General features: G+C 64.2%; 21 protein-coding genes. All 21 read right to left on the bottom strand.

The genetic code is table 11. The annotated features are described in order from the left end of the window. Positions 1–35 precede the first annotated feature (35 nt). Positions 36–512 carry a MarR family winged helix-turn-helix transcriptional regulator gene (locus tag NTH_RS06335; protein ID WP_338529237.1) on the bottom strand — a complete coding sequence of 159 codons (477 nt, stop codon included), beginning with the start codon at positions 510–512 and terminating at the stop codon, positions 36–38. A gap of 351 nt (positions 513–863) precedes the next feature. Then, positions 864–1,349 (bottom strand): hypothetical protein, encoded by a 486-nt coding sequence (locus NTH_RS06330; RefSeq protein WP_338529236.1) that lies wholly within the window; start codon positions 1,347–1,349, stop codon positions 864–866. A 5-nt stretch (positions 1,350–1,354) separates the two neighbouring features. After that, positions 1,355–1,762: a hypothetical protein gene (locus NTH_RS06325; protein WP_338529235.1), complete on the bottom strand. Its 408-nt coding sequence runs from the start codon at positions 1,760–1,762 to the stop codon at positions 1,355–1,357. Between the two features lie 49 nt (positions 1,763–1,811). Then, positions 1,812–2,339 (bottom strand): rod-binding protein, encoded by a 528-nt coding sequence (locus tag NTH_RS06320; RefSeq protein WP_338529234.1) that lies wholly within the window; start codon positions 2,337–2,339, stop codon positions 1,812–1,814. Between the two features lie 71 nt (positions 2,340–2,410). After that, on the bottom strand, positions 2,411–2,794 hold the full coding sequence (locus NTH_RS06315; protein WP_338529233.1) for a hypothetical protein: 384 nt from the start codon (positions 2,792–2,794) through the stop codon (positions 2,411–2,413). Between the two features lie 2 nt (positions 2,795–2,796). Continuing rightward, complete coding sequence (gene fliR / locus NTH_RS06310) at positions 2,797–3,543, bottom strand: flagellar biosynthetic protein FliR (RefSeq protein ID WP_338529232.1); 747 nt, start codon at positions 3,541–3,543, stop codon at positions 2,797–2,799. A 5-nt stretch (positions 3,544–3,548) separates the two neighbouring features. Further along, positions 3,549–5,636, bottom strand: coding sequence for a flagellar biosynthesis protein FlhA (gene flhA, locus NTH_RS06305; protein WP_338529231.1), 2,088 nt, complete (start codon positions 5,634–5,636; stop codon positions 3,549–3,551). A gap of 123 nt (positions 5,637–5,759) precedes the next feature. Then, complete coding sequence (fliQ, locus tag NTH_RS06300; RefSeq protein ID WP_338529230.1) at positions 5,760–6,026, bottom strand: flagellar biosynthesis protein FliQ; 267 nt, start codon at positions 6,024–6,026, stop codon at positions 5,760–5,762. A gap of 3 nt (positions 6,027–6,029) precedes the next feature. After that, positions 6,030–6,425, bottom strand: coding sequence for a flagellar hook assembly protein FlgD (gene flgD / locus NTH_RS06295; RefSeq protein WP_422392356.1), 396 nt, complete (start codon positions 6,423–6,425; stop codon positions 6,030–6,032). A gap of 1 nt (position 6,426) precedes the next feature. After that, complete coding sequence (flbT, locus tag NTH_RS06290; protein ID WP_338529229.1) at positions 6,427–6,864, bottom strand: flagellar biosynthesis repressor FlbT; 438 nt, start codon at positions 6,862–6,864, stop codon at positions 6,427–6,429. Beyond that, positions 6,861–7,208, bottom strand: a complete 348-nt coding sequence (gene flaF / locus NTH_RS06285) for a flagellar biosynthesis regulator FlaF (protein WP_265519452.1) — start codon at positions 7,206–7,208, stop codon at positions 6,861–6,863. Before flaF ends, flbT begins: the two co-directional genes overlap by 4 nt. A gap of 26 nt (positions 7,209–7,234) precedes the next feature. Continuing rightward, positions 7,235–8,284, bottom strand: coding sequence for a flagellar hook-associated family protein (locus tag NTH_RS06280; protein ID WP_338529228.1), 1,050 nt, complete (start codon positions 8,282–8,284; stop codon positions 7,235–7,237). Positions 8,285–8,286: 2 nt separating this feature from the next. After that, positions 8,287–9,747, bottom strand: a complete 1,461-nt coding sequence (gene flgK / locus NTH_RS06275) for a flagellar hook-associated protein FlgK (RefSeq protein WP_338529227.1) — start codon at positions 9,745–9,747, stop codon at positions 8,287–8,289. A 46-nt stretch (positions 9,748–9,793) separates the two neighbouring features. Then, positions 9,794–11,053 (bottom strand): flagellar hook protein FlgE, encoded by a 1,260-nt coding sequence (locus NTH_RS06270; protein ID WP_338529226.1) that lies wholly within the window; start codon positions 11,051–11,053, stop codon positions 9,794–9,796. 112 nt (positions 11,054–11,165) lie between these two features. After that, positions 11,166–11,837, bottom strand: a complete 672-nt coding sequence (locus tag NTH_RS06265; protein WP_338529225.1) for a response regulator transcription factor — start codon at positions 11,835–11,837, stop codon at positions 11,166–11,168. 135 nt (positions 11,838–11,972) lie between these two features. Then, entirely contained in the window at positions 11,973–12,524 is a 552-nt protein-coding gene (locus tag NTH_RS06260) for a transglycosylase SLT domain-containing protein (protein ID WP_338529224.1), read from the bottom strand. Further along, the gene (locus NTH_RS06255; RefSeq protein ID WP_338529223.1) at positions 12,493–13,773 is read right to left on the bottom strand and encodes a flagellar hook-length control protein FliK; all 1,281 of its coding nucleotides are present in this window, start codon (positions 13,771–13,773) and stop codon (positions 12,493–12,495) included. The genes NTH_RS06260 and NTH_RS06255 overlap by 32 nt, the downstream gene beginning before the upstream one ends. After that, positions 13,770–14,960 carry a chemotaxis protein gene (locus NTH_RS06250; protein ID WP_338529222.1) on the bottom strand — a complete coding sequence of 397 codons (1,191 nt, stop codon included), beginning with the start codon at positions 14,958–14,960 and terminating at the stop codon, positions 13,770–13,772. The genes NTH_RS06255 and NTH_RS06250 overlap by 4 nt, the downstream gene beginning before the upstream one ends. Continuing rightward, a complete protein-coding gene (locus NTH_RS06245) occupies positions 14,957–16,288 on the bottom strand; it encodes a MotB family protein (RefSeq protein WP_422392355.1) in 1,332 nt (443 codons plus the stop codon). Before NTH_RS06245 ends, NTH_RS06250 begins: the two co-directional genes overlap by 4 nt. Further along, positions 16,285–16,932: a hypothetical protein gene (locus NTH_RS06240; RefSeq protein ID WP_338529220.1), complete on the bottom strand. Its 648-nt coding sequence runs from the start codon at positions 16,930–16,932 to the stop codon at positions 16,285–16,287. Before NTH_RS06240 ends, NTH_RS06245 begins: the two co-directional genes overlap by 4 nt. Then, positions 16,929–18,575 carry a flagellar basal-body MS-ring/collar protein FliF gene (gene fliF / locus NTH_RS06235; RefSeq protein WP_338529219.1) on the bottom strand — a complete coding sequence of 549 codons (1,647 nt, stop codon included), beginning with the start codon at positions 18,573–18,575 and terminating at the stop codon, positions 16,929–16,931. Before fliF ends, NTH_RS06240 begins: the two co-directional genes overlap by 4 nt. Positions 18,576–18,625: the final 50 nt, after the last annotated feature.

Below are 18,625 nucleotides of genomic sequence, written 5' to 3'. Positions count from 1 at the left end.
GAATGCGACGGAATAGCAGTTGGATTACGTTTACGTCAATGTGCTTGGGGCTGGTCCGGATCGTCGGCGAGCGGCGCCGCGCCGCACAGGAGCTTGTCGAGAAGCGCGATCAAACGCTCCCGGTTTTCCACGCCGCCCAGCCTGGCCACGAGGCGATCCTCGTGCTCTGACCAGAGCTGAGCCATGCCTTCGACGAACCGGGTGCCCTCTTCGGTAAGATGAAGCGAGTGCGAACGGCGATCATGCTCGCCCTTGCGGCGCTCGGCCAGGCCGCGCCTCTCCAGGCTGTCCATCAGCGCCACGAAATTCGCGCGCTTGATGCCGAGGCCCTCGGCAATCGTGGTCTGCTTCTGCCCCGGATGCTTGGCGATCATGGCAAGCACCGAGAATTCGGCCGGACGCAGCCTGAGCTTGGAGAAAGTTCCGGCGAAATCCTGAAACACCAGAAGCTGGGCCCTGCGCAGCTTGTGATCGAGAATGGACGTCATGCAAGGCAGCAAGGTGCGGTCCACACACATATCCCCATGCGCTCCCGCGCTGCAACACGGTGCATGGTCCGCGTCCTGCTCCGTCCTGCCATCTTCCTGGCCGATGATCGGGAATTGGTTTCAGGCTCTTGCGGGCGGGGCGGATGAACGGCCTCTCGCGTATGATTGGTCAACTGAAAATACCCTATCGCTAAAATAGGCGCCAAACGCGCCTTTAAACTGAAAAGACCCCGCAAGCGCCAAGTTGCGCGCTGCGGTCTGAAACAATCGAATTCGGAATCGATATATGGAGGCTGTTGCCGTCAGAATATGGCGTAAATGCGATGTTTATGAACAGGTTTGCCGCATAGGCTTACATGTACGGCGGCTGCCGGCTCATTCGCCGGGGCCGATGCGGCGGCGGATGGCGTTGTCGCGGATGTCGGATTTGGACAGGTAGTCGATCTGCTCGATCATGACGTCGTGCACGAGCTTTTCGCCCACGCGGGCATTTATGCTGTCGCGCACGCCGTTTCTGAATGCGTCGAGATCCAGTGTCTCCTTGTCCGAAAAATCGACCTGCGGATTGGCGTAGAGATAGGCGTGGAGCTGATCGACCATCAGAACGTCGGCCGGCAGCGTCAAGGCCTTCATCTTTTCTGGCTCGACTGTGTACACCAGACGCGTCAGGAAATAGCCGCCGACTCCCCCATCCTTGACCACCGGCACGGAAATCACGCCGCTGCGCACATAGTCGAGCCCGCCGAAAAAGGCGGGCAGGGGCTCCGCGTTCTTGCGTGCCTGGGCAAGCTGGAAAGAATAGAAGACGGAGCCCAGTGTGGCTCCGCTGATCCATATGGCGACGAGGACGAATTTCAGCATCGATGTCAGCCCGAACCGAAGGCGTTGGCGGAATAAGTGCCGTCCGCCTGGGCCCGCTCGATCACGTCCTGGATAATCGAAGCTATTTCGCTCACCGCGCTCAGATGGGCCTTTATGGCAGCCTCGTTGCGTTGCAGCCTGGTGCGCAGAATGGCCATGGCTTCATGGTGCTGGGGGCCGAGCTCGTCGCGGTTCACGTTCTTGAAAGCCCGGCCAAGCTCGTAGAGGTGACGGCTTTTTCGCACGTTGGAACTCTTCAGGTCGAACTTCGGATCGTCCCGCAGCGCCTCGGTCTCAGCGTCCACGTTTTCGGCAATACGTTCGATGAGCGCCAGCAGGCTCGCCGCCTGCAGGGGCGCGCGCTGATCGTCGGTTGCGGGAGCGGCGGTCGTGATAGTGGTCATGTCATACATGGCAGACGTCACTTGCTTTACCGTTCGCGGGGCTGATGCCGCCGCGGGTTTATGTCTCGTCGTCGTCGGCGAGGGACTTCGCCATCGTTCGTTCCAGTTGCTCGATCATCGCCGTGGAAAGGGCGGAATTTTCGGCGGCCTCTTTGGCCGCCGGGCCCGCCGTGACGCCAGCTATCGGGGCCTTCTTGCCGTCCTCGAGAAGATGGTCGCCCAGCACGCGCTCGGCGATGCCTATACCGCCTTGGCGGGCCATCGCTTCGCCGATCTGTTGAGCCAGCATCGTGCGCCACATCTCGCCTGACAGGCCCTTGCCGAACACGGTCGCATTGTCCTCCGGCAGCATGGTCGTCAGGAAGTTCTGCAGCACCATGGATTCGAACTGCACGAAGTGCTCGGGCACGCCCGCGTGCGCCGTCGTCCGCGGGGCGGGGCGGGCATCCACCGCGACCTGGAACGCGGCGGCCGGCGTAGCGCCGCCGGAGGGCGCCTGCAGCTTGGCCCGCGCCGCAGCGACCTTTTGCGGGTCGGCCGCGCGAGCAACGTCCAGCACGATGTCGCCGGGGAGTGAAACGGCCACGGGAACCCTTTCTGATCTCGTTGCACCGACTATCTCAGGACAAGCTTGCGGCAGGCTTGCGCCGCGGTTTTTCAGAACCTGATGCGATGCTGGAGCATTTCCAGCATGCCTTTTTCTTCCGTCTCGCGCTCGTCCTTTCGCGCGGCTTCGCCGTGGGCGCGGCTGGCGACGGTGGCGCGGGCGTCGCTGGCCGCCACGTTTCGGGCTTCCGCTTCCGCCTCCAGCCGGTTGGCGTCCACGCGCGCCGAGGCGCGGGCGATGCGGGCGTGGTAAAGTTCCGGAAAAAGGCTTGAAAGGGATTCCGGCTCGTCGAAGCGGCGCGCAAGCTCCCGCATCTCTTCTTCGGCCGCCGCCGCCTCGCGCAGATGGCCGGCGCGGCGGGCCTCGTGGAGTTCCTTGAGCCTTTCCTGCAGGGTGACGAGGCGGGCCAGACGTCTTCTTCTATCGCGCGCCATGCCTACCGCCCCACCGTGACGGGAAAGAAGCCGTCGGCGAACAGGCTGAGGAACGTGCCGATGGCGATGTAGAGAAGCAGCAGACCGCCGGCGATCACAAACGGCAGGGAGATGAAGTAGATCGGTATCTGGGGCGTGAGCTTGTTGATGAAGCCGATGGCCAGATTGACCAGAATGCCATAGGCGACGAAGGGGCTGCCGAGCCTGATCATGACCATGAACGCTTCCGAAAGCGTATCGGTGAGATCGACCAGCGCGGATTGCGGATCGAACAGCGCATTGACGGGGGCGAGGCGGTAGGAGCCGACCAGGGCGCCGATGATTGCGTGGTGGAAGTTCAGGACGAAGAGCAGCATGAGCGCCGAGAAGGATATCAGCACGGCAATCGCCGGCTGGGGCTCCTGCTCCTCAATGGCGGGGCCGCCGCCGGCCATGCCGAAGCCGATCATCATGGCAATTGCCGAACCGATGAATTGCAGGGAGAGCACGTAATAGCGGGCGACCAGGCCGATCAGCGAGCCGATCAGCAGCTCCGAGCCAACGAGAAGCAGCAGCGGACCCGGCTGGCGCGTCACGTGCGGCGCGATGACCTCCCAAAGATGCATCAGGAGCGCCAACGAGGCGGCGACGGCCACGAAGAGCCTTATCTGCGGCGGCACGCGCGCACTTCCCAGGCCCGGCAGAAACATGAAGCAGGCGCCGATCCGGCAGAAGGCGAGAAAGGCGGCGAGGACGGCGGTCTCTATCATTCAGGTCACGAGATCGCGCCGAGCACGTTCAGCTCCACCCCCTTGGCGATCTCGACATGGCTGAGAACGGGCAGCGTCGGGAACAGCCTTTCGACGATCATGCGCACATAGGGGCGGGCCTCGGGCGCGGTAACGAGAACGAAACGCGCGCCGGTGTCGAGATGGTTGCGAATGGCCTTGCCCGCTTCCTGGCCGAATTCCTCGAGTTGGCGCGGATCTATGTCGAATTCCCGCACCTCGCCCTTGGCATCACGCTTTAGGCTCTGGTGGAACGCAAGGTCCCAGCGATTGCCGAGGCGCAGCACCTTGAGCACGCCGCCTTCGCTCAGGTCGCCGCAGATCTGCTGGGCCATGCGGATGCGCACATGCTCGACGATCTGCTCGGTGCGGCGGATATGGGGCGCGATTTCGGCGATGGCTTCGATGATGAGATGCAGGTTGCGGATGGAGATGCGCTCGGCAAGCAGCAGCTTCAACACCGCCTGCAGGCCCGGGTAGGTGATGTGCGAGGTGCAGATCTCGTCGGCGAGCTTGCGATATTCGGGGTCGAGCCGTTCGATCAGCGCCTTCATGTCCTTGTAGGACAGAAGCTGGGGCAGATTGTTGCGGATGACTTCGCTCAGATGCGTTAGCAGCACCGACATGTTGTCGGCGAAGGGCAGTTGCTCGCGTTTCAGATCCTCGGCGAACATTTCCGGCACGGAATAGGCGCGCATGCCGAAAGCGGGCTCCTTGACCTCCTCGCCGGGCATTTCGGGCGCGGGCTTGCCGCCGAGCAGCACCATCAGTTCGCCCACGCGGAGCTGATGTTCGGTGACCACGGTGCCGTGGATCTTGATCTGGTAGCTTTTGGGCGAGATGGCGTAGTCGTCGGCCAGCCGCACTTCGGGGACCACGAAGCCATACTGCGTGGCGAACTTCTTGCGCATCTTGTTCATGCGGTAGGCTAGTTCCTGGTGTGAGGCCAGGAGCTTCGTCGACAACTGCTTGCCGATGAGCAGTTCGATCTCGGCTGTCTTGAGCGAGGCCTTGACCGAATTCTGCTCCTCGTCGACGACGGATTGTTCCTTTTCACGCACGGCGGCCTTGGCTTCCTCCTCCCGCTGCCGCTCGCGGCGCGGCAGGATGTAGCCGAGGCCGGCCAGCAACCCGGCGAGCGCAAGGAAAGGTATCGCCGGAAGTCCCGGCATCAGCCCGATCACCGCCAACAGCAGGGCCGCAACGACAAGCGCGCGCGGATGGGCGCCGAGCTGGCCGAAGACCGCCTGGTTGGCCGCGCCGCGGGTTCCGCCCTTCGACACCAGGAGGCCGGCTGCCAGCGAGACGATCAGCGCCGGGATCTGCGAGACCAGGCCGTCGCCTACCGAGAGCTTGGTGAAGACGTCGGCGGCTTCTCCGATCTCCATGCCATGGCGGGAATAGCCGATGGCGATGCCGCCGACGATGTTGATGGCGGTGATGATGAGGCCGGCGACGGCATCGCCGCGCACGAATTTCGAGGCGCCGTCCATGGCGCCGAAGAACGAGCTTTCCTCCTCCAGCTCGTGCCGGCGGCGCTGGGCCTCCTTGTCGTCGATCGTACCGGCCGACAGGTCCGCGTCGATGGACATCTGCTTGCCGGGGATGGCGTCGAGGGTGAAGCGGGCGCCCACTTCCGCGATGCGGGTCGAGCCCTTGGTGATGACGACGAAATTCACCACGATCAGGATCAGAAAGACGATCAGGCCGATGACGAAGTCGCCGCTCATCACAAGCTGCGAGAACCCGCCGATCACGAACCCCGCCGCGTTGGTGCCTTCATGGCCTTCCGACAGGATCATGCGGGTGGTCGCGATATTGAGCGAAAGCCGCATCATGGTCGCGATCAGCAGGATCGTCGGGAACGACGAAAAGTCGAGCGGACGCGGAATCCACAGCGCCACCATCAGGATCAGGACGGAAAAAGCGATGGAGAACGCCAGACCGATGTCGATCAGGAATGCCGGGACCGGCAGGAACAGGACCGCCAGAATGATGATGATGCCGACGGCAAAGCCGATGTCGCGGCTGTGCTTGCGGGGTTGGGTACCGGCGATGACTTCGCTGAGCGCCATGGCTGCCTCCTGAATGGCGGCACATTATGGCCTCAAGCTTGCGCGAAGGCGGAGGGAGGCTTGCCGTACAGCATCGGCCCGAGAATCGGAAAGCACGGTGCGTCCCGACGGACGCACGGCGCTCTAGAACCCGCTCTCGATGCGCTGGAAAATGACCGTGGTGAAGGAGGACAACTGCGAGCCGACAAAGGGTCCAGAAAAGGCAACTGCCAGCAGGATGGCGACGATCTTGGGCACGAAGGTAAGCGTGATCTCCTGCACCTGGGTCAGAGCCTGGACGAGCGCTATGCCCACGCCGACGACCATCGCCACGACCACCGCCGGCCCCGACGCCACGAGCACGGTCCAGATGGCATACTGGACGATATCGAGGGCGTCGGCTTCGTTCATGGATTAGCGGATCGACACGCCGGGGCCGACGACGACCTTCTCGCCGTTTTCAAGGACGGCGACCACGCCGTCGCTGAAAAGGCGCACTTCCTTCACGATGCCTGTCTGGCTTTCGTCCGCGGAAGTGATCTGTCGTCCGATCAGGCCGCTGGCCTGCGACAGCGAGGACGCCTGCAGAATCTGGTCGAGCTTCGAGTTGATCTGGACCGACTGCTCTACCTGCGAGAACGTAGCCAGCTGCGCCACATAGTCGGTGGATTCCATCGGGCTCGTCGGATCCTGGTTCTTCATCTCCGCCACCAGAAGCTTGAGAAAGGACTGGTAGTCGACCGCCTGCCCGGAAGATTGGGCCGGGTTGGTTGCCGCTCCGGCGTCAAGCATCACGTTTGATACGTTCATCTTATTCTCCTACGGCCCTGGCGAAGGCAAATTCTGTGTCGTCGTCCTTGCGGCCGAGAATGTCGGCCTCGAGAGGGTAGAGCGTGCGGATCGCCTTCAGCGCGTCGTAGACCTGGCCTTCACAGACGAGCGTGTCGATGACCTTGAGTTCAGCAAGAACGGTCTGGTCCTTGAAGGCCTTGAGCAGGTTGTTGATGGTCTGCCGGAACACCGGACGCGTCGCCTCGATGCCCTCCGGGCTCATCAGCATGATCTGGGCGACGAAATAGAGCTGGCGCAGCGGTGTGCTCGCTTCCTCTGGCTGCAGCACATGATTCTGCAGCAGGAACTGAACGTCGTTGAGGAATTCCAGCGAGCATTTGCGGTCGACCTTGATGACCGCGCCGTTCACATAGATCTTCTCGTTCGCCTTCAGCGAGATCTTGAGCGTGTTCTTCATCTCATGCCGTCACGTATGATCTGGGAGACCTCGATCAGGCCGTCGAAATTGTTGGAGCGACCTTGCCGCACTTCCTCGCCCTCGCGCAGCAGCCAGAGGCCGATGGAGATGAGGTTGGCCCGCAATTCCTTCGGCAACTCGTTGTCCGGGTTGCCCAGATCCTCGATCAGCGAGGTCCAGACCCGGTTCATGAACAGGACGGCCTCGATGGATTCGCGGGATTCGACTCCCGCCTCGCGGGCAGCGGTCAGCAGGTCGATCGATCGTGTCAGGAGCTGGCGTTCCCGGTCCTTCGCGTCGGCGACGGAATCTGTCTGAACCTCGCTGTAGGAAAATTGGTACATGGTTCTGCGATCTCGCTTGCTGACGGTTACGACAGGTAGTTGAGCAGGCTCAACTGCTGGATGCGCGCAGTGAGCGCGTAGGATGTTTCGATCTGGGTGAGCAGCTCGTTGACCTTGGTCGCCGCCTCATAGGCGTCGACGCCCTCAAGGTCGGTGATGAATGTCTTGAACAGGTCGATCTGCGCGGAGACGCGCTCGTTTGCATCCTTGATGCGGTTCTCGGCCACGCCTACTTCCGACTGGGTCTTGGCGATGTCGGGAACCGCCTCGGCGATCAGCGCCGTCGAACGCTCGTAGAGCGCTGCGCGAGCCTCGCCATTGAGCGGCCCTTCGAGGAGGTCTGACAGCGCCGCCGCCACCAGCGCCAGCTTGCGCATGCCGGTGCTGTTGGCCGTCGTGGAGGTCTCGGCCGTCTCGTTCTGCGTGATCCGGCTGGTGATCGTCTCGTCCGAAGCGTTCGACCAACTGGCCTGCCAGCCGGCGCCCATGAAGCTTGGTTCCAGCACCGTGCTCAGGAAGTCGTTCATCTGGGCGGCGGTAATGCCGGCTGCCGCCGGGTCGGTCTGGCTAAAGCCGAAATAGCCGAAGAAGTCGGCGTCGAACTGCGCCTTGTTCGGCGAGCCCGGCGCGGTGAAGTCGTTGATCGGCTTCACGTCGGTGTTGATGCCGGCGAACAGGTATTCGCCGTTCAGGTTGCTGTTCAGGATGCTGGTCACGGATTCCAGAACGCGCTTGGCGCTGGTGCGCACGATGGCGGTGTCATCGACGCCGGAAATGGCTGCCGTCAGCGTGGAAAGGAGCTCGGAACCGATGTCGCTGAGCTGCTGAAGCGAGTTCTGCGTGGCGCTCAGCCGGTTCGATGCCACGCTGTTGGAGTCGAGCAGGCCCTGGTAGCGTTCGATGTCGCGCGCCATTGAGAAGCTGTAGCCGGCTCGTGCACCGAGCGCGATGCCGGAATCGGCAACGCGGCCTGTCGTTGCCTCCTGTTGCTTCTGGGCGAGTTCCACCTGCATGCGCATCATCTGGCTGCGCATGGACTGCGACATGGCATGGGAGGAAATGAAGGAGGTCTTCATGTTTACCGCCCGATCGACATCAACGTGGCCAGCATCTCGTCGACGATGCTCATGAGCCGCGCGGATGCCTGATAGGAATGTTCGAGATCGAGGAGTAGCGCCATTTCCTCGTCTATATTGACCCCTGTTTCGTTGGAAAGAGCGGTGCCGGTACGGGTAACGAGTGCTTCCTTGGCCTCGGCCCCGCTGGAGGCCTCCTGCCTGAGGCTTTCAAGCCAGCTGATGGAGCCGGAGGAGAATGCGGCAAGGCTCATGGAGGCGCCGAGCGAGGCCGTCGGATCGAAGGCCATGGGTTCGTCGAGCTTGGCCGTGTAAGCCAGAAGCAGGTCCGAGAAAGAAGCGCCGCCGGTGCTGTTGTGCACATAGGCTGCGCCGTTCGCGCCGCCGTCACGGAGCAGTTCGGGATTTCCGCCTTGCGTGGAATCCATGGCGGCGTTCACGGCGATGGTGCCGGCAAGCCCGTCCACCAGCGTTCCCGATGCCGGTAGGGCCGGGCCGCCGGGCCAGGTGAAGAGGCCGGCCGCATCGGCCATCACGCCACCGGGATCCGTCTCCGCGAAGGCCGCGATGAGCCCGCGCGCGACCTCGTCGAGCTGGCGCTGCATGTGCACCGCCACGGTGTCGCGGAGCTGGAGCTGGGCCGCCAGTTTTCCGGTCGCGGTGGTGTTTCCCCCGGTTCCGGCGGCAAGCGGCACGCCGTCGACATAGACCTGATTGCCGCTCGTGCCGGCAGTATAGGTCCCGGTCGATGCGAATGTGATGGGGCGGGGAATGGTCTCGAACAGGGTCGTCCCGTCGCGCGTCATCACCACCATGTCGTTGTCGCTGCGCGTGATGGTGGATACGGGAACGTATTCGGAAATCTTCTTCAGGAGCGCTTCACGCTGGTCCAGCGCGTCGTTGACGTCGCGTCCCATGCGCGTGCCGGTGACGATCTCCCGGTTCACGCTTTCGAAGTCGGCCAGGAGGCGGTTCAGTTCCTCGACCGACTGCGTGATCTCGCGGTCCGCGCCGGCGCGGAAGGACTGAATGGCGGTCGTGCCGTTGTTCAGCGTGCGGACGGTGGCGCGTGCGGCGTTGACGGCGTTTTCCGCCAGCGTCTTGTTGGAGGGTGTCGCCGCGTAGGTCTCCAGCGCCTGCATGAGCTGGCTCAGCGAGGCTGCCGGCGAGGTGGCGTTGTCGACTCCGTTGATCTGGAGCTGCAGCGTGTCGAGGCCGCGGGAAAGGCCGGACTGTGCCTGCCAGCTCGAGATCGCCGAGAGATTCTGCCGAAAGAGGACTTCGTTGGTCGCCCTGCGGACCTCGGCTACGCGCGCGCCAGCCCCTGTGCTCGAAAGGATGGAGCTGCGGCGCGCATAGTCGGGATTGGAAGCTTCCGAGATGTTGCGGGAAGCAGTGCTCGTCTGCCGCGACGTATTGAACAACGCCGATTGTGCGATACCCAGAGCAGTGGTGAGCGACATTTCATCTCTTTCTGACGTTCCTCACGCCAGTTCTTCGCGCGCCCGGCTACCTCTTGAGGTTGACCAGGAGCTCCATCAAATCCGATCCGGTCTGGAACACTTTGGAATTCGCGGTGTAGCTGCGCTGCGACTCGATCATGTTGGTCAACTCCTCGGCGATGTCGACATTCGAGTTCTCCAGCGCGCCGGACACCACCTGGCCCAGCCCGGCCTGGCCGGCAAAGCCCATGCGCACGGCGCCCGACTCGGGACTGGCGGCAAAGAGGTTGCCCGAAATCACCTGAAGCTGGTCCGGGCTCGGCACCGAGGCCACCGGTATCTTGTACATCGGACGGAAAGAGCCGTCCGCATACTGGGCATAGATGACGCCATCCGTGCCGATCTCGACGCTTTCGATCGCGCTCGGCGCCGCGCCGTCGACTTCGGCGTCAAGCACATCGAAACCTGCGGCAAGCTGGGTCAGGGAGGAAAGGTCGATGTCCAGATTGTCGCCGTCGGGTACCGCTACGGTGATGCCGGTGGCGCTGAGGCCATCGAGCTTACCGGTCGCCGGGTCGAAGGTCAGGGCTTCCGTCGTCAGCGGGCCGGATGCATAGGGGAACGAGGTGTTGGGCGCGGCGTCGGCGCGGTCATAAACGGCCACTTCCCAGGCGTCGGTGCCGGTCTTGGTGAAGTACACATCCAGCAGCACCTGTTCGCCGCGGTTGCTGTAGGCGACCATGGATGTCTTGGCCGAATATTCGGCGGTCGCGGCATTGGCAGACGGCAGATCAGCCGGTGCGACGACTGCGGCGTCGGCCGGCAGGTTCGCTTTCAGCAGTCCATTGCGGGACGGCGTTGCGACAAGCTCGGCCTGCGCAATGGTCACCGGTTCGAGGCCGTTGAAGCCGTTGGCCGTGGCTGTCGGCTCGCCGTTGGCATAGCTGTAGCCCATCAGCTTCAGTCCGGCTGCATTGACCATCTGGCCTTCGCTGTTGAGGACGAAGGAGCCGGCGCGCGTCAGAACAGGCTGGCCGCCGGGATCCTGCACGACGAAGAAGCCGTCGCCCTTGATCGCGAGGTCGGTGACGGACGTCGTATACTGCAGCACGCCCTGGGTGGAGACGGCGGTGCGCACGGTCGTGGTGACGCCGCCGGAATTGTAGGAGCCTTCGGTGCTCGGCACGACGAGGGTGGAGAACTCCGTCTTGGCGCGCTTGTAGCCGTTGGTGCTGGAATTGGCGATGTTGTCGGCGACCGTCGACAGGCGGTTTGCCTGGGCATTCATGCCGGAAACGCCGGTTCGCATCATGCCGTAAAGGCTCATCGGGACTTCTCCTCGTATTCCACGCCGATCGGAGAGACGATAGCGCCTGTGACTTGCGTGAAGCTGGCGTCGAAACGTTCGCCCGCGGGAACGGCCGCGGCTGCGCCCGCGATCACACGACCAGCCGGTAGCCGAGGTAGCGCTTGGAATCGATGGGATCGAAGCCGAGCTTCGTGCGCAGCTTCTTGCGCAGCTTGGAGATGTGGCTTTCCACCACGTTCTCTTCGACCTCCTCGTCGAAGATGCCGTAGATGGCGTTGAATATCTGGCTCTTGGTCACCCGCCGCGAGGCGTTGCTTGCCAGATATTCCAGGATGCGCCTCTCGCGCCGCGGCAGCGGCAGCGGCTGGCCGTCGATCTCGGGATCGCGGCCATCGGCAAAAATGCGCATGGCGCCGACTTCGGTATAGTTGGGCTCCATGGCCTGCGCGCGCCGGCCGATCGCCGTGATTCGGGCCAGGATCTCGCGCACATGCACCGGCTTTCGAACGACATCGTCGACACCGGATTCAAACAGGCGGAGCGTGTCTTCCAGGGAGTTCTGTTCGGCAAGGGCGATGACCGGGGCGTTCGACCGACCACGAATGCGCCGTGCCGGCAAGTCACCCGTTTCACACTGGCCGAGCAGAAACGCGCTGACGGCTTTCAAATCGTCTTCCGCGACAGTCTCGACCCATTCGCCGAACTCGCCGGGGCCGAAACTTGCCGTCGCGATCCCTTCTCGTCCGAAAAGTGAGTTATACCCCTCGGTTACGAGCTCACGCTCGTCCACCACAACAATCATCGGCCCGCCCTCCGAATCACTTCCTGTACAAGAGGTACAAGGTCGAACGAATCGGAGACAACTATTATTTTTGGTAATTAATTTTCGGGAGTCGCAGCGCTCCGACACTGTCTCTGGCAGGCAGCGCAAATTCAACTAATGATTGCAGAACTCCCGTGCCGGATCGGTCCATTTTCCGAAACCCGTGGCGACCATATTGGCGATGACGCGGCAGATGTAGCGCTTCTGTGCCGGGTCGTTGTCGGGGCCGGCGTGATAGCGGGCGACGGCCATCGACCAGGTGGCGTGCCTCTGCTTCAGCCTTACCAGAAAGCGCGCCGCATAGTCGACGTTCTTGCGCGGGTTCAGCATGTCGGCGACGGACCGGAATTCGCGGCCATGATAGTGGTGGTTCACCTGCATGCAGCCGAGGTCGATGAGCGTCTTTCCGCGCTTTCTGGCTTCAGCGAACAGGGCCTGCGCCTCTCGACTGGTTTTCGCGAATACGGCCCTGCCCTCGATGTTCAGCGCGTAAGGCTGCAGACTGCCGCGGACGCCGGTCTCCGTAAGGCCGACGGCATACAGGATGCCTGCGGGAACGTCGTATTTCGACGAAGCCCGCAGGATCTCCGCTTCGCAGGGATTGGCTTGCGCAATCGCGGCCGAGAAGATGAGGCTAGATGTAAAGGCCGCCGCCCGAAGGATCATCGTTCCTCATCTCGCCGTCACGGCCGCGCGCCGCTTCCTGGCCGCGGTTGGAGCCTCCTTCGCCATTCGCTCCGCTGCCCGATTGGCGGTCCCCGCCGGTGCTTTGCTGCAGCGAGGTCTCGCGCCCGCCGGGCTGGTTCCCTGCAGCCGGAGAAGTGTTGCCGGCGTTCTGCGAAATCTGGATGCGGTCGACTTCATAGCCCATTGCCCGCAAGGCCCGCAGCATCGAATCGCCGTCGGCGTTGAGCCGCTGGCGGGCATCGGCGTTGTCGACCTGTATTTCTACCATGAGTTGTTCTCCCGACAGGCTGAGCTTGGCCGTCACGGCGCCAAGCTCTGCCGGGTGGAGCTGGATTTTCAGCGTGTGAAGGGGACCAGTCGGCCGCTCGCCGCCGGAGGCCGCGATCCGTGCCGCCTCCGCGGCGGCTGCCGCAAAGCCGGGATCGGTGTTGAGGCTTCCGACAAGGGCGGCCCCGGTCGGACCTGCGGAAACCGTCATGGCAGCCGGCGCCGGCGCCGATTGCACGCTTACCACGCGAAAGGTCTTCGCGTTGTCGCCGTTGCCTCCCTGCTGGCGCTGGTCGGAGCGGTCTTCCGCCATGTCGCCGGCCGCCCCGGGCTTGGCCGCCACCGCCGCAACCTTCTCGCCGTTTGCGGCTGCGCCGGGTCGCTGGATGTTCTCAGCATCGCCCGAGCGGCCTAGCGGCGGGAGCGGTGCATCCCGGAATTCGAAAGGCCCGCCGATCGCTTTCGCTGCCTGCTCGCCGGCCTTGCCCGCTGCCTGAGACGTCCGGTCAGCCGGCTGCCTCATCTCACCGGCATCGCCGGTTTCCATATCGGCGTCCGGCGGATGGGACTGGCCGGCGGCAGGACCCACTGCCGGGGCGTTCGCGGCCGTCACCGCCGCCGCAGCAGCGTCCGCCATATGGATGCCGGGCTCCTGGTCCTCCGTATCGCCGAGCTCGCCGGGCTCGGCGGACGAGGGCGGCAGCTCGCCTTTCGTCGCTTGTCCCGGCCCGGCGTCTTCCGGCAGCTTGAGCTTTTCGAACAGGTCGGAAAGCTTCAGATGGGCCCTTGGCTGCGCCGCATCACCGGGCAGGGCGGCAGGCTCGCCCTGCCTGGGCGGAACGTCGCCGCCGAGCTCCTTGCGGAACAGGCCGGCCAGCGCTGTGCCGCCTTCGGCATTGCGAGGATTGTCGCGGGAAAGGCCGATGGCGGCAAGCGCGTTCGGTCGGACCGGTTCTGTCATCGTTCATCCTCGCCGAGCAGGGCGTCCACGGATTTGAGCTTGTCCCGAGCCGCGGCGAAAAAGGCCGCGTCGTCGGCGGGCGCTTCCTCCGCTGTCTCTGCCTCGACCGCCTCGGACGCCGTCTCGGGGGCTTCTTCAACCTCTCGCGCGGTCGTATCGGCGCGCGGGGGCGAAACGACCCGCTCGGCGATGGCGCGTGCTGCGTGCAGAAGCTGGCGGTCGTTGGCCGAAAGCTGTCGCTCGTCGATCCCCTTCAACGTCTCCAGAACGGCGCCGACATTCTCGGAAGTCACGGAGGCGACATTGGCATAGAGCACGGCGCGGGGATCCGGTCCGGCTTTGCCGCCCTCGGTATAGGCTTCGGCATTGTCGGAGGCGAAGGCCAGGAGCCGGTCATACCCCTCGATCGCGCTCTTGCGCGCAATCCGAAGGTAGATCACCTGCGCCCGCTCTCCGTCCATGGCGTCGATGACGCGCTTGACCAGGGCCAGATCCGCCATTTCGTGCATCTCGATCACGCCGGCCACAAACGCCTCGGCGAACTGGCTGGCATAGGGCGAGCCGAGGAAACGCCGGACATACTGCATGGAAATGCTGGCGAATCGCTCCATGTCGTGAAGGCGGGCAGCCAGTTCCACGGAGCGGCGGAGCGCCGCCTCCTCGACCAGCGTGCCGGGGCTGAGAAGCCGGGCTTCGTCGAACAGGTGGAGGGCGCGGTGAGGGTCCTCGCGGACATGCAGCGCACCGGCGACGAGCGCCAGCGGAGCCGCTAGGCCGTCATCGATCTGGCGCGGATCGAAGCCGTCGAGCGCTTCGCGCGCCGAGGCCAGATTGCCGAGCGCGTAGCTGACGACGCCCCTGCCCAGCCGGTCGCGGTCGCCTTCCAGCTCAAGCCGTGAAACGACGCTGGCAAGTGTCGCCGGATTGCCGCCGCTGGTTCCGTAGATGAGGAGCGCGTAGAAGTTTCGCGGGTCGTGGAAGTCAGCGGCTTCGGCGGCGCGGAACTTCTCGTCGATGATGCCGAGAAGCTTGCGCTGCATCGGCAGCGCGGCGTGGTCGCCGTCGGCAATCTTGTCTTGGACGACCTGAAGCGAGCGGACCATCTGATAGGGCTGCAGGGCGTTTGCCTGGGCGCCGGACGCCAGCGCCAGGCCCAGCGCGATGAAAATGCCCAGGCGGCACTTCACTGCGGCACCTCGAGCAGAATGTCTATGCGCCGGTTGGCGGCGGCGAACGGGTCTTCGGCAATCTTGAGCCGGCGGTCGGCGAACCCGGCGACCTCGCTGATCCGGCTTTCCTCCAGCCCGCCGTGCACGAGCATGTATTGGGCGGCGTGGGCGCGCGCGGTCGACAGCCGCCAATTGTCGTAGGAGCCGCCGGCGAACGGCCTTGCATCGGTATGCCCGTGCACGCGGATGGCACCGGGCTTATCGGCCAGGATGGCGCCGATCTTCTCCATAGCCTGCACCAGTTCGCGCCCGGGCACCGCCGAGCCGATGGAGAACATGCCGTGCCGCATGTCGTCCGTTACGGAGATCATGACGCCTTCGCGGCCAGCCGAAACGGTCACCGAGGCCTCCAGCCCTTCGCCGGCCAGCGCCCGTGAAAGCTCGGCACGCACGCGCTCGGCCGTGTCGCGGGTGCGCTCGGCCTGTTGCGTCTCCGCGGATGCGGGGTCGGGTTCAGCGTCGGCGGCCGGTTCGACGGGGGCAGGGATTTCGCGCAGAGGCTCTAGCTCAGGGACCGGAGCCAGCGCGGCGCGCTCACCGGCTTCAATTTCTTCCGCCCTCGTTTGCGCCGGTCCGCCGGATGCCGGTTCCGCCTCGCCTTGCGAAGCGAGCTGATGGGGGCCGGTTTCGGCCGCACGCTCGTCGGCGCCGGAGGGCTGATCCCGTGCCTCATCGGGATCGCCTTCGACGCCGATGCGGGGCGTGACGACCTGCTGCGACCAGAAATCGGGAGCGAACGGATCGCGATAGGCTTCACCGCCCGATGCGCCCGAGGAGGGACCGGCCAATTGCGCGCCGCCTTCCCCCTTGGCCGATATGTTCTGCATCGTGCCGGTTTCCGATGCGATTTCGGCCAGCACCGCATAGGGATTGGAGAAGAAGTTCTCGTCGGAATATTTTCTCGTGTCCGACAGATCGGTCGAGTTCTTGAATGTCGAGGGACCCGACGTCTTGTCGTTCTCGCCGGCCGGCGCATCGGTGGATTTTTCGGCGTTGCTTTCCGAGGTCGACGTCTGCGGGCCCTGGCCGATCTCCTCGAGACCCTTGCGGTTGGTGTTGCGGTCGATCAGCTTCACCGGGTTGAAATAGCTGGCAAGCGCGGCGCGTGTCTGCTCGTTTGCTGCGTTTATCAGCCACATCACCAGAAAGAAGCACATCATGGCCGTCATGAAGTCGGCGAAAGCGATCTTCCAGACGCCGCCGTGATGGCCCTCGTCCTCGTCGTCGTTGTTGCGGCGGACGATGATGATTTCCGGGCGTCGGTCCTGTGTCTCGTCCATGCTCATTCGAACACCTCGGCGAGTGCGTTCGACCACTCGGCCAAGCGTGTTTCGAGCAGGGTTTCGTCGAGCTGGACGGTGAGATCCATGTCGGGGCCGTCGGCAAAGGTCACCCGGTTGGCATTGTCGCCGATCTTGCCGCGCAGCGCCTCGCACATGAGCGGCGTCCCGCGCACGCGCACATTCACGGCCTCGCTGTCGGCCAGCGCCTGGCTCACGATCCGCGCCAGCTCGTCAATGGAGCGGCGCTGCAGATCTTCGGTGAGCGCAACGCCGAGGATGCGCGCGGCAACGGAACTCGTCAGCGACACCACCTGCTGCTCCAGCGCCTCGAAACGGGCGCCGATCAGCACGGCTGCCTCCTCTCCGAGCTGCGCCTTCAGCAACTGTGTCTCGGCCTCGTGTTTATCGCGTTCGCCGGCCAGCAACGCCTCATATTCCAGCCTGACACGCTCTTCCGCTTTGGCTTCGGCCTCGGCGATCCCGGCTTCCAGCTCTTTGCGCGATTCGGTCGGTTTGGGTTCGGGAACGCTGGCGGCCGGCTGCTGCACCGCTGTTCCTGCGGCAGTGAAATCGGCCTTGCGGCGCTGTGGTAGAACCTGCCCCGAACCGAAATCCGTCAGAGCGTCGGCCAGTGCGATGGCGCTCATGTCCGTGCGGCCTCGGTTTCGGCGCGCGCCCACTTGCGCAGAATCTCCGCCGTGCGCTCCTCGCTCAGGTCGACCATCCGCGCCAGCCTGTCTTGAGGCGCGGGATTGAGCCGGAGCGGGTGGTCAGCTTCCTCGTCTTCCGCGTCGAGTTCGGCCATCCGGTCAGCCTCTCCCCCTGCCAAACGCGGCTCGTTGGCAGGGCCGGGCAGGGAGCGCCGCGCTTCTTCCATGGCCGCCTCGCCGGCGCCGGCCGGGGCGAGCAAGGCAGCCGTCATCGGCTTGAGGCCGAACCAGGTGACGAGAAAGGCGACAAGCACGAAAGCGGCTGCATTGATCAGCGTTCCGGTGTGCTGTCCAAGCTGCGCCAGCGGACCCGGCTTGACGATCTCGACGCCGTCCAACCCGTCGATGAACTCCACCGCCGTGACGTTGAGGACATCGCCGCGGGTTTCGGAAAAGCCGGTGGCGGAGGCCACGACCGACTGGATCTCGGCGATACGTTCGTTCAGCTGGTCCGGCGTGGCGCCCTGGCCCAGCACGGCCTGGAGGCGTGCCCGGTTGACCACGACGGCAATCGACAGCTTCGAGATCTCATAGCCATTGCTCGTCGTGGCGATGCGCTTGGTGTTCATCTCGTAGTTCGTGGTCTCCTCGCGGCGCTCGCTCTCCTCGGTGGAAGTGGGCCGTTCTGTGGCCGGATTGTCCTCCTGCGGCAGGTTCTGGAGCACCGTGGTGGGGGTCGCGGCCGTCTCCTGGCTGGCGCTGTCGGAAGAGCGGACGACCTGGATTGAGCGCTCGACGCGCGAGTCGGGATCGTAGATCACCTCCTCGACCTGCCTGGCATCCGTATTGACGTCGGCCTTCACGCTGGCGCGGAAATTGTCGGGACCGAGATAAGGAGCGAGCGCCCGGCGGATATTGTCCTCGACCTGCGCCTCCACCGTGCGCTCCACGCCGATGGAGCGCTGCGCGGTGTTGTTGGCGGGGTCGTCGCCCGCCGCAAGCAGCGTTCCGGAGGAATCCAGAACCGTGACCTTCTCCGCGTTGAGGCCCGGAACAGCGGCGGAAACCAGGTACCGGATCGAGGCTGCCTTGGCGCTGGCCTCGATGCCCGATGACCGGATCACAACCGAGGCGGACGGCTCCTGCTCTTCCCGTCTGAAATTGCCCCGTTCCTGCATGACGATGTGAACGCGCGCCGCCTTGATGCCGGCGATGGACTGGATCGTGCGGGCGATCTCGCCTTCCAGGGCGCGGACCCGCGTGACCTCCTGCATAAAGGTCGTCAGGCCGAGCGAGCCGACATTGTCGAACAGCTCATAGCCGGCATTGGTGCTGGTCGGCAGGCCCTTTTCGGCCAGTAGCATGCGTGCCTGCGCGGTCTTGCCGGCGGGAACGAGCACAGCGGTTCCGTCCGACACCACGTCGAAGCCGATGCCGGCTTCCCCCAAGACGAGGCCGATCTGGTTTACGTCGGAGCGCTCGAGGCCGACATAAAGCGTCTCGTAGGCGGGACGGTTGAGATAAAGCCCGCCTGTCACGACCACTGCCATGACCAGAGCCAGCACGCCGGCCATCATGCCCAGTCTTCGTGGCCCGAGCGCCCGGAAATTATCGAAAACGGTTTGAAGCTGTTCAGGCAAAGTTCACTACGCTCCCGGCAGGATCCGCAGCGACATTAGGTCTTGAAGCT

This window comes from Nitratireductor thuwali, from assembly GCF_036621415.1.
In the GTDB taxonomy this organism is placed as follows: Bacteria; Pseudomonadota; Alphaproteobacteria; order Rhizobiales; family Rhizobiaceae; genus Chelativorans; species Chelativorans thuwali.
Note: the sequence above shows the minus strand (reverse complement) of the source record. Positions and strands in the feature narration are given on the sequence as shown.

What these genes read in the sequence shown, in the direction of transcription:
- fliQ (WP_338529230.1), bottom strand. Translation starts at nt 6,026, where the DNA reads ATGAACGAAGCCGACGCCCTCGATATCGTCCAGTATGCCATCTGGACC.
- flhA (WP_338529231.1), bottom strand. Translation starts at nt 5,636, where the DNA reads ATGGCGCTCAGCGAAGTCATCGCCGGTACCCAACCCCGCAAGCACAGC.
- NTH_RS06280 (WP_338529228.1), bottom strand. Translation starts at nt 8,284, where the DNA reads ATGAAGACCTCCTTCATTTCCTCCCATGCCATGTCGCAGTCCATGCGC.
- NTH_RS06265 (WP_338529225.1), bottom strand. Translation starts at nt 11,837, where the DNA reads ATGATTGTTGTGGTGGACGAGCGTGAGCTCGTAACCGAGGGGTATAAC.
- NTH_RS06270 (WP_338529226.1), bottom strand. Translation starts at nt 11,053, where the DNA reads ATGAGCCTTTACGGCATGATGCGAACCGGCGTTTCCGGCATGAATGCC.
- NTH_RS06245 (WP_422392355.1), bottom strand. Translation starts at nt 16,288, where the DNA reads ATGAGCATGGACGAGACACAGGACCGACGCCCGGAAATCATCATCGTC.
- flgK (WP_338529227.1), bottom strand. Translation starts at nt 9,747, where the DNA reads ATGTCGCTCACCACTGCTCTGGGTATCGCACAATCGGCGTTGTTCAAT.
- flgD (WP_422392356.1), bottom strand. Translation starts at nt 6,425, where the DNA reads ATGAACGTATCAAACGTGATGCTTGACGCCGGAGCGGCAACCAACCCG.
- flaF (WP_265519452.1), bottom strand. Translation starts at nt 7,208, where the DNA reads ATGTACCAATTTTCCTACAGCGAGGTTCAGACAGATTCCGTCGCCGAC.
- fliR (WP_338529232.1), bottom strand. Translation starts at nt 3,543, where the DNA reads ATGATAGAGACCGCCGTCCTCGCCGCCTTTCTCGCCTTCTGCCGGATC.
- NTH_RS06325 (WP_338529235.1), bottom strand. Translation starts at nt 1,762, where the DNA reads ATGTATGACATGACCACTATCACGACCGCCGCTCCCGCAACCGACGAT.
- NTH_RS06255 (WP_338529223.1), bottom strand. Translation starts at nt 13,773, where the DNA reads ATGACAGAACCGGTCCGACCGAACGCGCTTGCCGCCATCGGCCTTTCC.
- NTH_RS06330 (WP_338529236.1), bottom strand. Translation starts at nt 1,349, where the DNA reads ATGCTGAAATTCGTCCTCGTCGCCATATGGATCAGCGGAGCCACACTG.
- flbT (WP_338529229.1), bottom strand. Translation starts at nt 6,864, where the DNA reads ATGAAGAACACGCTCAAGATCTCGCTGAAGGCGAACGAGAAGATCTAT.
- NTH_RS06240 (WP_338529220.1), bottom strand. Translation starts at nt 16,932, where the DNA reads ATGAGCGCCATCGCACTGGCCGACGCTCTGACGGATTTCGGTTCGGGG.
- NTH_RS06260 (WP_338529224.1), bottom strand. Translation starts at nt 12,524, where the DNA reads ATGATCCTTCGGGCGGCGGCCTTTACATCTAGCCTCATCTTCTCGGCC.
- NTH_RS06315 (WP_338529233.1), bottom strand. Translation starts at nt 2,794, where the DNA reads ATGGCGCGCGATAGAAGAAGACGTCTGGCCCGCCTCGTCACCCTGCAG.